At 53.6% G+C, this 15,459-nt stretch carries 9 protein-coding genes; 3 read left to right on the forward strand and 6 right to left on the reverse strand.

The annotated features are described in order from the left end of the window. Positions 1 to 33: 33 nt before the first annotated feature. On the reverse strand, positions 34 to 1,572 hold the full coding sequence (locus DYU11_RS10510; RefSeq protein WP_147367915.1) for a capsule assembly Wzi family protein: 1,539 nt from the start codon (positions 1,570 to 1,572) through the stop codon (positions 34 to 36). Positions 1,573 to 1,873: 301 nt separating this feature from the next. Here DYU11_RS10510 and DYU11_RS10515 point away from each other — a divergent pair, with 301 nt between their 5' ends. The 3 genes from DYU11_RS10515 (at position 1,874) to DYU11_RS10525 (ending at position 6,785) form a co-directional block, all read left to right on the forward strand. Next, positions 1,874 to 2,839, forward strand: coding sequence for a GDP-mannose 4,6-dehydratase (locus tag DYU11_RS10515; protein ID WP_119667645.1), 966 nt, complete (start codon positions 1,874 to 1,876; stop codon positions 2,837 to 2,839). Between the two features lie 502 nt (positions 2,840 to 3,341). Further along, complete coding sequence (locus DYU11_RS10520) at positions 3,342 to 5,678, forward strand: DUF11 domain-containing protein (protein WP_119667646.1); 2,337 nt, start codon at positions 3,342 to 3,344, stop codon at positions 5,676 to 5,678. A 327-nt stretch (positions 5,679 to 6,005) separates the two neighbouring features. Beyond that, positions 6,006 to 6,785, forward strand: coding sequence for a tyrosine-protein phosphatase (locus DYU11_RS10525; protein ID WP_119667647.1), 780 nt, complete (start codon positions 6,006 to 6,008; stop codon positions 6,783 to 6,785). On the opposite strand, the gene DYU11_RS10530 is transcribed toward DYU11_RS10525, so the two are convergent. From DYU11_RS10530 to DYU11_RS10550, 5 genes are all read right to left on the reverse strand, one after another. Continuing rightward, on the reverse strand, positions 6,782 to 8,506 hold the full coding sequence (locus DYU11_RS10530) for an ArnT family glycosyltransferase (RefSeq protein ID WP_229365761.1): 1,725 nt from the start codon (positions 8,504 to 8,506) through the stop codon (positions 6,782 to 6,784). The two genes, DYU11_RS10525 and DYU11_RS10530, sit on opposite strands and share 4 nt — an antisense overlap. A 10-nt stretch (positions 8,507 to 8,516) precedes the next feature. Further along, positions 8,517 to 9,221: a hypothetical protein gene (locus DYU11_RS10535; RefSeq protein ID WP_119667648.1), complete on the reverse strand. Its 705-nt coding sequence runs from the start codon at positions 9,219 to 9,221 to the stop codon at positions 8,517 to 8,519. A 190-nt stretch (positions 9,222 to 9,411) separates the two neighbouring features. Then, positions 9,412 to 10,539, reverse strand: a complete 1,128-nt coding sequence (locus DYU11_RS10540) for an HU domain-containing protein (protein ID WP_119667649.1) — start codon at positions 10,537 to 10,539, stop codon at positions 9,412 to 9,414. 25 nt (positions 10,540 to 10,564) lie between these two features. Beyond that, the gene (locus DYU11_RS10545) at positions 10,565 to 12,253 is read right to left on the reverse strand and encodes a TonB-dependent receptor (protein WP_119667650.1); all 1,689 of its coding nucleotides are present in this window, start codon (positions 12,251 to 12,253) and stop codon (positions 10,565 to 10,567) included. Between the two features lie 103 nt (positions 12,254 to 12,356). Beyond that, positions 12,357 to 15,425 (reverse strand): tetratricopeptide repeat protein, encoded by a 3,069-nt coding sequence (locus DYU11_RS10550; RefSeq protein WP_119667651.1) that lies wholly within the window; start codon positions 15,423 to 15,425, stop codon positions 12,357 to 12,359. Between the last annotated feature and the right edge of the window lie 34 nt (positions 15,426 to 15,459).

The raw sequence follows: 15,459 nt of genomic DNA on the forward strand, positions 1-15,459 counted from the left end.
GTTGTAATCATGCCGATTGAGGCAGTTTTGCGTTTAGTAGTTATATCTGGATTGCTTACTGTACCAGGTTTTTCGAAGGCTAAGCCACGCTCCTGAAGAGTTGATGTATAGGTCGCCCTGATCGACGGCGATAGCAGACTGCAATTCAGTACCGCCCAACCATTTGAGCGGCCAGATAGCAGCAATCAGTCCCGAAAACTGACCAACGGCCTGACTGAACGGTGCCCGATGTATACCATAATTGCGACTATACGAGAGCTTGAGTTGTGTACGGACACCATTAGAAAAGGTACCGGCTAAGCCGACATGCATCAGTTGCACTCGGTTGTTGGCTATTGCAAGTTTATACCGACTCTTAGGGTTGATTACTTCTGGCCGAACGTCGGCTCTCGATGATATGAATGGGGTGCCAATGACTTGTTTTGATCGTGTCCAGCCGTCGAGATACTGAAAGTTGTTGAAGTAGTCGTCCTGTCCGATGGGTAAAGCAAAACCACTCTGATTCATTGTGGTTAAATACTCAATCAACAATTGATTCAGTTGAAAAAAAACTTCTGGCTGGGTGTGGATTCGCTTAACTCTTACTCCGTATAGGCCATCCGTAGCATTGTAGAGAGTTATTCCGGATTTATCTTCGAATGGGTGCTGGTCATATATCAATAATGTCCAGTTTGTTAAAGCAATTTCAGCACCTATATCAATTGAGCCAATGTGATTTCCAATGCGGTTAAGGGCGTCGTGACTTGGAAGATCATTTTCGGCTGTCTGAGAAGGTTGCCGAGCGAGCACGACATCTATATAGTCACGGAATGATGAAGGAAGTTTACCATTCTTTGAATTTCCACTGTTCAAATAGTCTGATCTGCCTCCCCATTGAGCATTATACACCATGCCCCCGTATAGCTTAACCTTCCAGCCAGGTCTTCCAAGGCGGCCAAAGAAAACTTTCTGATGCAGAAATGAATTTTGCATGGTATCCGTCCTCGGAAACCAGCCGTGCGAATAGAATGCGTTTATGGCAATGAGTCCCTTTGTGAAGCCAAGCGGTACAAAGCCATTCGTACCTATCTGTACTTTGGTCATTGGCAATGCGTTCTGCGACCACGAGTAAAAACCCGATGATAAGGTTGAATCGCCAAGACCGATGATTTCTTTCCGACGCCCTCCATATACGTAAAATTTGCCCAGTTGTGCCGATACGTAGGCTTCGGGAAGCAGCACTTTGCTGGCGGTGCTGACACTCCCGACCGCTTCGAGTCCATAGGTCAACTGCACTTTCTGCGGGAGCGCCGATTTACCCAGTCGGCCGCTGGTGCCCAGACGAACCAGGCCAGCCGGACTGGTTGTCGGCACAATACCGTACTGATTGGCCCGTAGCCAAAAAGGCGTACGACTGGCCGATGCTGCCAAACCACCAATTTCAAGCCGATACTGCGCCTGATACCGACCAGCCGACACCGAGTCAGTCTGGGCGTTCAGCGTATGAACCGTCAGCAAGCAAAGAGAAAATAGTAGAGTCTGTCGCATTGAGCACGGAGTGGGTGTACGGGGCAATTGAATCAGGTTAACCACGAAACATCATGACTTCAAACGTCTGCGTTGGCCAAAAACCGGATAAGCAATGGACGAACGAATCAGAACCGTTTTCATAAGCGAGTGACGTATCGTCGTAATTGAGTTATAAAAACTTAAGTTACCGATATGCAGTCAAAATAAATTTAATGAATCGAATTAAGCAAATATTTTAACAAAAGTTAGTCGTGAATTATTTATTAATACCTTATTTGCATTTGATTCGTAAAGAATACCAGGCGTAGATAACTAGTGAGGATTGGTTTGTTGGGGCGGAGGCTCACAAAAACAGCGTAACATCATGACGATACTTCTGACGGGAGCCGCCGGGTTCATCGGCTCACACGTAACTGAAGGCCTGCTTCAGCGAGGATACACCGTGATCGGGCTCGATAACCTGGATGATCAGTACGACCCGGCGCTCAAACGCCGGAATGTGCGGTTGTTTCAGGATCAGCCGACGTACCAGTTTTTGCGGGGGGATATCCGCGATCAGTCGGTTGTGGAGGCTATTCTGCAGCAGTACGATTGCGATACGGTCATTCACCTGGCGGCTCAGACGGGTGTTCGGCCGTCGGTGCAGAATCCGGCGCTGTATTTCGACGTGAACGTAACCGGTACGTTGTCGTTGCTGGAAGCGATGCGGAAAACGGGCGTTCGGCGATTGGTTATGGCTTCTTCCTCCTCGGTGTATGGTGATTCGGAGCGGGTGCCGTTTCGGGAAGACGACCGGGCCGACCGTCCGTTGTCGCCCTACGCAGCGTCGAAGCGATCGGCCGAGCTGCTGACTCATACGTATCATCACCTCTATGGCTTCGATGTAGCCTGCCTGCGCTTCTTTACAGTGTATGGTCCCCGGCTGCGCCCGAACATGGCGATCAGCCAGTTTACCGAACGCATTCTGAACCGCTTACCCATTACGCTCTATGGCGACGGTAGTACGGTACGGGAATACACCTACATCGATGATACGGTTACCGGAATCAGTAACGTCCTGAACACCCTTCACGGCTTCGACATACTGAACATTGGTGGTTTTGAAACCGTGAGCCTGCTGAAACTGGTCCAGTTGATCGAGCAGGCAACCGGCGAGCAGGCCCTGATCGACTGGCAGCCCATGCAGCCGGGGGATGTCCGGCAGACCTCCGCTGACCTGAACCATGCCTATGCGTATGCCGGTTACGCCCCCTCGGTACGTATTGAAGAGGGTATTCCCCGATTTGTAAGCTGGTATAAACAGGCTGTAGCCCAGTTACCCCTGGGGTAAGAGCTTATTTCGTATTCCTGGCTGGCGAAGGCATGGTATTACGCAATCCTAATCAGCATATAAGATACGCTTAAAGAGCAAATGATATTCCAATGTACTATTTCATTATTTTCAAGTAACTGGTTTGATATATTTGATATAAATAGGGTATAGGGCAATTAAAAAATCAAAATATTATTTCAAACTTTCACAAAGTACTAATCTAATATTAAACATAAATTTATTATATCATAATAATTTTTATGTAATTGAACATCAATTATTTATACTGTTAACTAGTCTGTATGTTCGATATGGCTAAAATCTGGAAATGTACTTAAGTATCTTATCCCTATTATGTATATAATTGCCTGATACGGGCATATCGTTAGGCGGGCGGCAACGGCATACAATTTGTTTTACGATGATTGTGTGGTTAATAACAAGTTACTCTGGAACTTAAAAGGCTAAGCTACAAGCTACCACACGTTCAATCTTTTCTGCCTACCAATTCACTCTTTTTATGAAAACGATCTACCAACGTATGTACCTGGTGGTATGTCTGTTATTTGCTGCCGGTTCGCTGCTGGCTCAACAACAGACGCTCGAAAACAACGGAATTTGCCGCGATCCGATTTCAGGAACTGCGGTTACAGTGAATGCTGCACGCTCACAGGCTGTATCGAATGGCGCGAACGTCACCGATGCAGACTTAAGTAATTTTGCTACACTCGGCGGTAGCCTGGTCACAATACTGGGCTCGAGAATCTCATTGAGGGATCAGGCTCAGTACTATCCGGGCGGAAACGTTGCCGGGTTTGTTGTAGAGCCCGTTGGGGGCTTATTATCGGCTTCGCTCCTAAATGGCGGTATCCGTTTGTCAACTTATCGCAACGGCCAATTGGTTGAACAAAGCACAACGAGCGGAGCGGGCGCCTTATCAGCTTCCCTGTTGGCGGGCAGCAGCGGCCGGCAATTGATCAGCTTTGCGACTACCCAGCCGTTTGACGAGATTCAGTTAGAGGTTTTGCAGGCACTCGGCCTTATTTCAACATTGCGTGTGTACTACGCCTATGAAGGTCCCAGCAGTTGCCCGACCGATTGTGTGCAGCCTTTAACGACCGGCGTCACGTCGGATAGCGGCAATGTGTCGTCCGGAGGGATCGGGGTTTGTGCGGTCGGTGTAAACAACCTGGATAACCTCACCGATGCGAGCTTGACGACGTTTGCCACATTGGCCATTACTGGTGTATCAATAGGGGGAACCTGCGGGGTATATGCTGAGGTACGTTCCAGCACGACTATTCCAGCCAGTGTGTCAAGCCCTGAAGACGTTGGTTTTGCCATTGGGAGCGGAGCTGGTTTGCTGGATGTCGATCTGCTCAGCCGCCTAACGATTTCGACGTATTCCGACAACACGCTGCTCCAGTCGATAAGTGGAAACAACCTCCTGCGGGGAGATCTGATCGGCGGCACAGAAGCGACCCTGGTAAGCTTTAAGGCTACGCAGCCATTTAACCGCGTTCGGCTTACCATCAATAGCACCGTGGCAATTGGTGCGGATACCCGGGTGTACTACGCCTTCACCCGCTCTGATACGGATAACGATGGCGTACCAGACTGTCTGGACAAGTGCACGGGGGGGGATGGTACGCTCGATACGGACAGCGATGGGATACCCGATGGGTGTGATCAGAACATTGCCGATGTCCGAGTAACGGTTACAGCCGGATCGACCACAACGGCCAGCGTTGGCTCCGTTGTATCGTTCACGATTACAGCTACAAAAAATGGGAACATTAACGAGTTATATGCCTCACCAACGGGGCTGGTTATATCCAATACGCTCACAACGGGCTTGTCGTCGGTGTCGTTTACCGCGCCGACTGGAACGCTTTATGACCCCGGTACGGGTTCCTGGACCATTGGCAGTGCGCTGAGCGGAACAGCCGTACAGGCGCTCTCGCTGGTCATCAGTGCGCAGGTAGATAGCGTTGGGGTATTGTCGAACACGGCAAAGATCACCAGGATAGACCAGTCGAATGCATCGTCGATCACGGGCGGCAGTGCCTGCGTTAGTGTGCCGATAACCGGTTGCGAAGGCGACGTTACGGAAATCAGTGCGCCGGATGGTTATACCGGCTACCAATGGTTTCGCAACAACGTGCCTATTACCGGCGCAACCGGACAGACCTACGAAGCCAGTACATCCGGTAGTTATTCGTACACGGCCATTGCCAGCGGATCGCCTACGGGCACACTTAATTGTCCGGCGGGAAACTGTTGTCCGGTAATTTTAGAACTGACCCCAATCCCGACCGTTACTGCGGGTCAGGATGTGACCATTTGTTCCGGTACACAAACGACGCTGACGGCGAGCACTACCTTGTCGAATGGGGTGAGCTACCGCTGGAGCACCGGCGATGTAACGGCTTCCATTCAGGTAAATCCAAATATAACGACAACGTTTACCGTGACGGCCGTAGTAGGAAATGCCGTATGTTTTACCGTCGATACGGTAGTCGTCAATGTCAACAGAGGACCTGCTACGGCTGGTGGAGTCGCCCGATGCACCAGCGATGGTTTCTACGCGATCACACTTAATCCAAGTGGGGGAACTGGACAAACCTATACCGTTACACTGAACGGGCAGCCGGTTTCGGGTACGTTTACCTACGGGGTAGAAACGCAACCCCTGGGTAACTTCGCGGTGTCGTCGGGAGGTAGCGTGGCGGTTGTGCTTACCGACAGCCAGACGGGCTGTTCGCTGGAGACAACCATTGCTGGCCCGGCACCAGAAGCGTGTACCTGTACTACCGTCTGTGCACCCCTGGTAGTGAAACGAACCACCAAGCGATGAGGACAGGCCGGATTCAGTAACTGATTTTGCAGTAAAAACGCCCACTTTAGTCAAAGTGGGCGTTTTTACTGGTAGAGCGACTCTGCTTATGGATCAGGGGGTTATCGTATGAATGAACAGTAGGGTAAATTTTTGAAAACGAGTTTACTGGTAATGAGTCTACATGACTATTACTGTAATAGAATTCTAGTTTTAACTTTGCTTAGAAATAAGTTTCTATACTAGAAGGTAGCGCATTTGAGTAAATGTTCTATCTTTATTAGCGTTGCAACCTTACCACCGGTTAACTAACAGGCCGGCGAGTAAGGAGGCTTAACAGAATTACTCATGAATTTTTGGGAAAAGCTCCGGCAAACCTTTACGTCAACTGCCGAGGGGGTACCCACCGAACTGGCTGAGCCCTGTTTCTGGCAGGTGGATATGCACTCGCACCTGGTGCCGGGCATCGACGATGGCGTATCCAGTCCCGAGCAGTCGCTGGAATGCCTGCAGCAGTTTGCCGCGTGGGGCATCCGGAAAGTTATTACTACCCCCCACGTCAGCCGCGACTGGTTTCCCAATTCGTCGGCAACGCTCCGCCAAGGACTGCATACACTCCAGGCGCTGGTTGATGAACACCAACTGCCGTTGACCATTGAGGTTGCGGCTGAGTACATGCTCGACGAGTTCTTCCCGGATCTGCTGGAAACCGACGATTTGCTCACGTTTGGCCCCGAGCGCTACGTATTGATTGAAACCGGCTGGGCCAGTGCTCCTCAGCAACTCGATGACCTGCTGTTTCGCATGAAAACCCGCGGCTATACGCCCGTACTGGCTCATCCCGAACGGTACGCGTATTTCTTTGAGCATCAGGATGCACTGACTCACCTGCACGAAACGGGGTGTTTGTTTCAACTGAACTGGCCTTCGCTGACGGGGCGCTACGGCGACCGTGTCCTGACGCAGGCCCGCTGGCTTCTCAAACGCGGCTGGGTTGACTTTATCGGCAGTGATTTGCACCGGCCCTCCAGCCTTACGGCCCTGGCTACGTTGTTCGCTTCGGCTGATTATCAGCTTCTTCAAAAGCAGCCGTTGCTGAATCAATCGTTACTGAAAGAGACCGTTTAGTTGGGTCTAAACCGGATCAGGTAGGCCGGGTGGCGATCAAACAGGGTCAATGTATCGACAACCGTGAACTGTTCACCCGCTAAACTAACGGAGTCGGCGATGTAGTATGCGCCATATTTCTTCTGGTCCGTGACCCGCAATACGTTCCGGCGGTACGCAGCGAGGTAAAACGAGTTGATATCCGTGGCCTGATACGCCGACACGTCGTTGGGGCGGTCGGGACCAATCGTCTGTCGATAGCCGAACAGGGGCTCTCCCTTCGTTCGACTGGCTATCCGCTCCGCTGTTTTCCGGTGAAAGTCCCTTTGTTGGTAACGGGGTGGCAGTACCAGCCAGTTGTAGCCGATCCGGACCACCACCATCAGGGCCAGCATAAGACCAAGCCGGTTGGCCGATGGTCGCAGCATCGACTGCGTCACAAGCCCCAGCAGGCCGCAGATAAGGGCGGTTTTCCAGACGACGCCCGGAATCGTACGCGTTTCAGGGTACCACACGGCCGTCCAGCAGCCCACCGTCAGAATGATGCCTATAGCCAGCCAGATCCGTTCCGGCCAGATTCGACGGGGGGCGCCCGGCGCTGTCTGCACGTAGTACAGGTAGGCCAGCACCGTGAAGAGGAGGGGAAGCATCGGAAACAGGTACCGCGCGAATACTTCCGGCGACGCCCAGTACACGATAAAGTTGACTAGGAACGTCAGTGCGTTGAAGGCAATAAACGGCTCCGCCCGCAGCACCCGCCACAGTCCTGCTCGGACCAGTAAGACCACCAGCGCGGTGTAGGGAGCGAACAGGTGCATCATCTTGAACGGATAGGTGAGCATGTGCCACAGCGTCTGTCCAAGCCCATAGTTGATGACCGTCCGGCGGGCACTCTGGTCAACCAGTACCGACACCAGGTCCCGCAACGGAATTTGATTGCGGGTGAAATAAGCGACGTAGTACAGGCCGACGAGTAAACTGAAAAGAACGATTCCTGCGCCGTGGGCCGGATGCAGCAGCCGCCTGAACTGACGGGTATAGCTTAGCCAGGTTAACACTGTTAACCCCTCAAAAACAAGCGCTGGCAGGCCTTTTAGCATAAAGCCAACGGCGGTCAGCGCGTAGGTCGACAGGTACAAAGCCCAGTAGTTCCGGCGTCGCTCGAAATGATAAACCAGCAGAAACATCGTGTATGTAATCCAACTAAACGTCACGTCGATCAGGCCCAGTAGGGAATCATAAAGCCACATCCGGGCGTTGGTCACCAGCATCATCGCAACGGCGAAGGCTATGATCGAAGGCGTGACAGCTGGCCAGTGGTCTGCGGATTTGGTAACCGGGACGCTCGACTGAACGGGCACGTACCGGCGAACAAACACGAAGATGGTAACGGCGAACAGCACCAGCGACAGTGCCATGGGAAACCGTAGGGCCAGGGCCGAATACTCCCCAAAAAGCCAGTACGAGGCAATGATAAGCCAGTTGTAGAGCGGGGGTTTATTAAAATAACGAATGCCGTTGACGGTAGGGGTCAGATAGTCGCCGGACAGGATCATTTCCAGCGATACGAGTGCCCGCCGGGCTTCGTCGGAGTGGGTATCCATCGGCAGCGCCCCGAGGTGTGAAAACAGGGCGATGAGGGTCAGGCCAATCAGCACCCATCCGCCATACCGCCAGCGGAGAAGCAACGGCTGTTGAGCGGGAGAGCCATCGGCAGGAGCTTCAGTGACTGGTGAGATCATAAACGTGGGTTTACCGCAAGCGACCTATCGCGTAGGCTACGTTGAGGTTCAGCACCGGCAGGTAGCGATAACCCGCCAGATTTCGTTCAACAATGGGTACCTGTTCGTCGATGGTCGTGGTTTCCAGAAATCCTTCGTAATCAAGCTCGACGGTCGGTTTCCCGAGGTAATAACCGCCCAGTTCGACGCCGACCGTCAGCCGCCTGCGGGGTATAACCCGACCGAATCCTGTGCCTAGATACGCCACAACCGGGTTCCAGCGTAGCCCCGCCCGGATGGTGCCTACATCCTCGGCCGTCATGACCAGACCGCCAAAGTTAACCGTATTTTCGGCTGTCAGCACAAACCGCAGGGCCGGATTCCAGGTGTAACCAGCTCCGGCGGTCACAAAAAACGAACTCCGCTTGAATGGATTCCACCGCAGACCCGCGTGGGCCAGACTAATCATAAAATCAGGGTCAATCACTACGTACGAATCGTCGGCTGTTTTAAGCCGCACAGGTTGCCGATAAGCCAGGTAATTGACGCCCACGCGCAGAGCCAGACGGTGGGCCTGGTCCAGGAGTCGCTCTCCATACAAGCCAATCCCCGTGGTGCCGGCCTGAATACCAACCTGGTATTGAGAAGCCGGACGCGGTTCAAACCCAGGCGTAGACTGAGCGTACAAGGACGTATTGATCAGGCACAGCAGAAAGAACAGACGGACTGTACGCATAAAAGAAGTCTTTTTGCGTAAAGTAAATAGATATTTATAAAAATAGTATATCGGTAACTAGATAGTTGTGAAGTAAAGTGACTGTAATACAATTCAAACGCTCATAAGCGAATTGAAATTAGAAGCTATTGGGCTTAACATGCAAAAAGGCAACCCGATCGGGTTGCCTTTTTGCATGATTTCGTAAGCGTTAGTTTTTCAGAATCCAGGCTTGTGCCCCCGTCAGTTCGCTGATTACGCCAAGGTTCGCTACGGCCTCTGTCCGGATTTCGGAACCGGCGGCCGCTACTTTATATAACTGGCCTTTTTGCGCCGGGAGAATGATATACGCGTCTTCGTATCCTTTTCTGCGCAGCCACCGCTGGAACCGCTGGGCATTGCGCTTGCTGGAGAAGCTGCCCGCAATAACGGTGAAGTGAGGACCGGTGCGTTTTGGCCTGGCAACCGGAGCGGCAACGGGTTCTGCCGTGGCAGCCGGTGTTTCCACAACCTTTGGCTCTGCCGGTGCAGTGGGTGCCGGGGTGGCTACCGGTTCGGCCACCGGAGCGGCTGGGGTTTCGGCCTTAACAACCGGCTCGGCAACAACCGGTTTCGCTACGTAGCGGGCGGTTGTGGGAACTGGTTTGGCGGGTTCCTCCGCAGACTGGAAAACCGCCGATACGGAAGTCAGCAGGTTGGCCGGGTTCAGGCTACTTTGCAGTGGCTGGCCAGGCTTCAATACCGAGAAATAACTCACGGCACCCAGCGAACCGACTAACAGAACGGCCGCTGCTACACGCCAGTTGGACCGGGACCGTGATTGGGTAACCAGCGCGGTTTCCTCCACAACGTCCTCGCGCAAAACGGGTCCGAGTGCGGTTACGGGTACGGCTTCGATAGCGGCCGGTTCCAGTTGCTGTCCGATCAGCTGTGCCGGTACGGGCATCAGGCCGTAGGATTCGCCGTGAAAGTTATGGCGGAGGTTCGGGTCGAACTGCAGCCGGTCTTCATCATTGCGGGTGAACGTACCGACGCCGTCGATATCAAACCGGCCTGTCTGCTGCACTTGCCGACGCAGGTCGGCCACAAACGTACTGATCCGGCGCTGAGCTTCCTCACGGTTGAGCTGTTCGTGAAGCATGAGGTAATTCATCAGAATGCCGTCGTCCAGCCGCAGGGCTTCGTTAAACGCCAGCCGTTTGCGGGGCGGCAGGTATACGCCATGGGACTCCGTGAACGAAGCCGATTGGTAATGGGTCAGAAAAGCCCCCAGTTCGGGTACTACAATGCAGTCGTACTGGTAAAGGAGTTTTTTCAGGTACTCGTTCACGGTTGCCATAGTGCGATTGTTTGCACGCGTTGTGTTAAAAGGAATAACTGATTCCTCCGAGAAAGTTAAGGCCTTGAACCGGGTAATACAAATACCGCTGATAATTCTGCCCGATGATATTATTTAATGACACGAAGGCCGAAAACTGCTTGCCTAGGAAATAGTCAATTTTTACGTTGAGGTCGTAGATGGGTTTCAGGGTGTAGACCGTATTTGTTACGAAATTCTTGCCTTTGATTCCCTCGTAAAAGTACAAGTCGGCCGTGACGAATAATTTTTTGTTGAGGATGTACGAATTCGTCCAGGATGCGGCCACCTGCGGACGACCCCATGCTTCTTCCAGCCGGTCGAGACCGTAGCGGTAAAAGTCGGCTTTGAGCGTCGACCGGAATTTATCCTTCAGCGCGTAACCCAGCTGCCCCGAGATGGTCAGCACCTCGGCGGTGCCGCCGTCGTACAGCGCGAAGAATTTCGTGGTGTCGGTCAGCGAATTGTTGAAGACGTAGAAATTGCGGTACCGGGCATACGATACTTTCCCCTCGTAAGCAAACCCGCCACCAAGCTCGCCCTTTGAACCACCGTAGAAATCCAGCGACTTAACAGTGTTAGATAAAAGTACCTGTGGGGCAAGCCACTTATTTTCAGTGAGAAACGAGCGGAGGGTATTCCGAACGATATCGCCGTCGACTCCCCCGAAGAAGTGAATGTTGCCAACCGGTACCACGTCGATGTCCACCACCGGGAAAGCCTGCGTGCGGTTGATGTTCTGCCGTTTGTCCGTTTCGTTGGCGGCCGTCAGACCGGCTACGATGGTAAAGCGTGGCGTCGTGTATTTGAATGTCGGTTTGACCCGGAACAGATTTCGGTTATCCACCGGGCCGTCGGAGCGTTGTGTTACGTAGGCATCAGCCGCGACCAGCGCAAACACCTGATTGGTGATGCCGATGGAGCCGTTGAAGTTGGTACCCCAGTCGGTTTCGGATGCGCTGTACAGATCCTTCAGTGAGCTGATGCCGGTTCGCAGCGAGTAGTCGATAGCGCTTTCCTGGTTCGTGTTTTCAATGCCCAGTTTAAAATTAACCGTATTGAGTCGCTGCCGGATGGCGTCGCGGCTAATGGTGGTGTTCTCGGGCAGCGGGCCGTAGCCGTAAAAGAAATAGCCGTTCCGTTCATAGCCGACATCGCCCTGAAACTTGAAGGATTCGGTCATGTACTTTCCCGTTACGTTCAGGCGGGTATCGCTTTGCCCGGAGTTTCTACCATCCACCGGGCCAATGCTCGACGACAGGTGCCGGAACGAACCTTCCAGCGCGAGATTCGACAGGTTGTTGACCCCAACGAAGCCTTCGCCCAGAAACGAGCCGTAGTTGCCAGCCCCCACTTTGACGTAGTTGTTATACGACGGGGCCTGCTCAGCCTGCGTAGTGGTGGGGGGCAGAACGCCGGGCGTAATCCGGGGATCGCCGACCGTCAGCTTGCGATCTTCAAACTCATACGTCAGCTTACGCTGCTCGGCCGAGGGTTTGATCGACGGAATCTTGTTAATGATGCGGGTGGCCGGGGGGAGTTCGATTTTACGACTTTTCTCGACCGTAATCTCCTGGTTTTCAATTTCGCCTTCGCGGACGGGTGATCGCGTGGGACGGGGCTGTTCCTGCGCGTACAACGTCAGTGAAAAAACGCTTGCCGACAGGGTGAGGTATAGGGCGGGGATGCGGGGCATTCGTTGGTTTGTGGTTTGTCGTTGGTGGTTGGTGGTTTATGGTTTGTCGTTATGGGGCTACACCACGAACGACAAACCACAAACCACCAACCACCAACTGAGTTTAATTCTTACTCTCCAGCGCGGCCAGCTTCTGTTTGGCTTCGGCCACGATGGTTTCGTTCGTTGAGTTTTCGATGATGGAGTTCAGGACGGCGCGGGCCTGGGCCAGTTCGTTCAGCCCGACGTTGTTGTCGGCAACCAGGATGAACGCTTTGCCTTTCCAGTACTCAAATTCGCTGAACTGTTCGTTGAATTTGAGGAGCAGCGCAATCGACTCCTTGAATTTTTTCTGGCGATACAGGATGTCGCCGAGAAGGTAGTTTGCTTCGGCACCGTTGGCGTCCTTAGCCAGGGCCACGGTCTTTTCAAACTCGGTCTGAGCTGTTTTATAGTCGCCTTTGTCAAGAGCAATTTTACCAAGCATGAGCTGCGCCCGGTTCTGCGCTCCCGGCACGACACTCCCGGCCGTAATAACCTCCCGGGCGAAGAATGCGGCTGAGTCGGTTTTGCTGGCTGCGTAATACGTATCCATGAGGCCAAGCTGCGCGGTTACCTGCTCATTTTTGCTGTCGGCCTGGTTCAGGATAAAGCGGTAGTTCCGTACGGCGCGGGGGTAGTTTTTCTGCTGCGTTTCCAGTTCGGCGGCCCGGGTTGCGGCCCGCACGACGAACTCCGACTTATTGTCGGTCAGCACCTGGTTGTAGTACCGGAGTGCGTTGGCTACGTCGTTGGTTTGCCGGTAGGACTCAGCGATGTAATACCGGGCTTCATTGAGACTCGGGCTAGCGGGGTATTCCTGAATGAACGCCAGCAGCGATTGAATGGCCTGCGCGTACTTTTCGCTGAAGTAAATATTTTTGGCGTTTTCAAACTCGGCCCGCTCCACGTCCGTGCTGCCGGGGTTGGTGCGCTTGTATTTGCTGAGCACCTGCGAAAATTCTTCCGGCCGACCCGCGTCGGTCAGGGCATTTTGCAGACCCAGCAGGGCACTCTGCGCCTGTTCGGTATTGCCAAATTCGTCCAGAATCCGGCGGTAGTCGGCAATGGCCGGTTCGTATTGCTGAATGTTGCCGTATGCAACCGCCCGCCGGAGCAACGCCGAAGGAACGAGGTAGCTCTGGGGTTTTTCCTGTAGCAGCCGGCTGAAACCCCGAATGGCGGCCTGGTAGTTTCCTTTCTCAAAATCGACGTTGGCGGCCTGAAGCAGGGCGTTGTCGGCAAAGCGGGACGACGGATACTGCTTCTGAAGCTGATCGAACTGGGCCTTGGCCTCCGTGTCGCGACCGACGTAGCTGAGAATTACCCCTTTCTGGTACACAGCGTAGTCCTTATCGCCCTGGTTCTGGGCAATGGCCTGGTCGTAGTACCGAATGGCTTCGTTATACTGCTTGTTGGCAAAGTATGAATCGGCCAGCCGGACTACCGCATCGTCGAGGGTGCTCCGGTCGGTTTTATCGCCCCCACGGCTGACAAAATCGCGGAAATAGGTCAGGGCGCGGGCGTAATCCTTCTTGTTGTAATACGCATAGCCCAGTCCGTACAGGCTTTTAACGGCGTAGGGGCCGGCTCCCGACCGAGCTACGGCCGTGTAGAGCGGAATGGCCGTGTCGTACTGCCGGCCGGCTGAATACGCTTCGGCTTTCCAGAACTGGGCGGCCTGCTGCAGTTCGGCATCAACCGGGTACTTCAGCGACTTGTCGAGGTTTTCGACCGACTGGCGATACCGCTCCGCGTTGAAATCGTTCACGGCCTGGTTGAAGGTCAGCCGCTGATACGTAGCGTTGATTTTGGGCGTCCGGCGTTTCAGGCTCTCAATGTAGGCGATGGCAGCCGGGTAATTGTTGGACGCAAAATAACTTTCGCCCAGCAGCTCGTTGGCTTCGTTTTCAAACCGGCTGCTGGGGTAGCGTTTCAGAAAGGCCGTCAGTTCCTTCACGGCGTCGGCCCCATTGTTCTGGTCGAGCTGCAGCTTGGCGTGGTTAAATACGGCTTCCTCCTGAATGTCCTTGTTGAACGCCAGCCGACCCGCCTGATCGAAGGCCGTCAGGGCGTAGGTTGGATTCTGGGTCTGCAGGTAACTGACTCCCAGTGTATAAGCGGCATACTGGGCTGTAGTGTCCTTACCGCCGGCAACGGGTTTGAGCTGCGCAATGGCATCGTTGTAGGCACCCGTACGGAACAGCGACTGTCCGTAGCGGAACCGAATCGCGTTCGGCACTTTCGCGCCAACCGACGAAATGTACTGCCGGTAGTACGGAATGGCTTTGGCAAACTGATTCTGCTGGTAATAAACCTCCGCCGTGAACAGCGCGACCTCGCTCAGGTCGCGGTTGGAACCGCGTTTGAGCAGGGGTTCGGTATAAGCCAGTAGTTCGTCGAACCGGCGCTGGCGGTACAGGGCCTGCGCAATCCAGTTCGGAACCTCGTTCTGATACGTTGGGTTGGCTTCGATCCGCCGGAAATCCTTAACGGCTTCGTTGAGGTTATTCTGCCGGAAATTGATCACCCCCGCGTAGTAGGAGGCAGCCGGTGCGTCCGTTGACGAACTTGCTTTTATGTCATTGTAGAGCGGCAGGGCCCGGCGCAGATCCTGGGTGTTATAATACGCAGTAGCCAGTTTGTATTTGTAGTCGAGCTGGCGGGCGTTGCTGCCTCCCTGCGCCACGGCTTTTTCGAGGAAGTCGATTGACTTCGCAAAATTCCCCTGGTTGTAGTAATACGTACCCAGGTCGCCGTACAACTGCCCGGCTTTAGGGTGCTCGCTGTGGTTTTTAACGAATCGGTCCACGAGAACCTCAGCGCCGGGTTCGTCGATGTACAGACTGGTGAGCGCAACATAATACTCGGCTTCGACCGCGTTCTGATCGCTGGTGTTGAGCAGCTTCCGGGAGCCGTCGCTCCGGCGCGGGGCGAGGTACTGCTGAAACTCGTTGCGGGCGGCCGCGAAATTAGATTTTTCGAACAGTTCGAGGCCGTTGCGGTAATGATAATCAGGTTCTGAGTAACTCAGGGTTCGCTGGGCCGAAACCGACAGCGGAAGGAAAAGCCCAAAGATCAGCAGGCAAAGCAGACCGGCCGGGGGGCTCATGGGTGGTCGTTGCTGAATCGGTTGGGGGTCGGGTAGGGGCATAAATTGGATCAACGGTTGTGAATACTTGAATTGC

This window comes from Fibrisoma montanum (assembly GCF_003583365.1).
Lineage (GTDB): Bacteria > Bacteroidota > Bacteroidia > Cytophagales > Spirosomataceae > Fibrisoma > Fibrisoma montanum.

Bases quoted from the DNA above. Each gene is read 5' to 3' on its own strand.
- DYU11_RS10515 (WP_119667645.1), top strand. From the start codon at position 1,874: ATGACGATACTTCTGACGGGAGCCGCCGGGTTCATCGGCTCACACGTA.
- DYU11_RS10520 (WP_119667646.1), top strand. From the start codon at position 3,342: ATGAAAACGATCTACCAACGTATGTACCTGGTGGTATGTCTGTTATTT.
- DYU11_RS10525 (WP_119667647.1), top strand. From the start codon at position 6,006: ATGAATTTTTGGGAAAAGCTCCGGCAAACCTTTACGTCAACTGCCGAG.
- DYU11_RS10530 (WP_229365761.1), bottom strand. From the start codon at position 8,506: ATGATCTCACCAGTCACTGAAGCTCCTGCCGATGGCTCTCCCGCTCAA.
- DYU11_RS10535 (WP_119667648.1), bottom strand. From the start codon at position 9,221: ATGCGTACAGTCCGTCTGTTCTTTCTGCTGTGCCTGATCAATACGTCC.
- DYU11_RS10540 (WP_119667649.1), bottom strand. From the start codon at position 10,539: ATGGCAACCGTGAACGAGTACCTGAAAAAACTCCTTTACCAGTACGAC.
- DYU11_RS10545 (WP_119667650.1), bottom strand. From the start codon at position 12,253: ATGCCCCGCATCCCCGCCCTATACCTCACCCTGTCGGCAAGCGTTTTT.
- DYU11_RS10550 (WP_119667651.1), bottom strand. From the start codon at position 15,425: ATGCCCCTACCCGACCCCCAACCGATTCAGCAACGACCACCCATGAGC.